Annotated in this window: 1 pseudogene; it reads left to right on the top strand. The window is 31.7% G+C overall.

What is annotated here, in order from left to right:
* Positions 1 to 78: 78 nt before the first annotated feature.
* A pseudogene (locus tag BHE89_RS21580) lies at positions 79 to 401 on the top strand (UvrD-helicase domain-containing protein); the annotation flags it as partial.

The following is a 401-nucleotide window of genomic DNA, read 5'->3' as shown; positions in this document are numbered from 1 at the left end:
GATATTTCGCCATTAAAGAGCTTCATTATTAACTGCATTAAAACAGCAAAAATAAACAAAACATCTCTATTTGCAGTAGGAGATGATTGGCAAGCCATTGAAAGTGTACAACCCGAATACACAGAAGCCTTTAAAAAAGTATTTAAAAATTATTATCGCCATTATTAAAAAGTTTGGAAAACTGCATTAAAAAGAGGAAGATGCAATCGATTTTTCGGGCTTGTTACATCAAGCTATTAATCTTATTGAAAAAAGGGCGTTTTATTAGTCCATGGAAACATATTCTTGTTGATGAGTTCCAAGATATTTCGCCATTAAAGAGCTTCATTATTAACTGCATTAAAACAGCAAAAATAAACAAAACATCTCTATTTGCAGTAGGAGATGATTGGCAAGCCATT

This window comes from Shigella sp. FC1967, assembly GCF_001743005.1.
Taxonomy (GTDB): domain Bacteria; phylum Pseudomonadota; class Gammaproteobacteria; order Enterobacterales; family Enterobacteriaceae; genus Proteus.
This window is presented reverse-complemented; position numbering and strand designations above follow the sequence as displayed.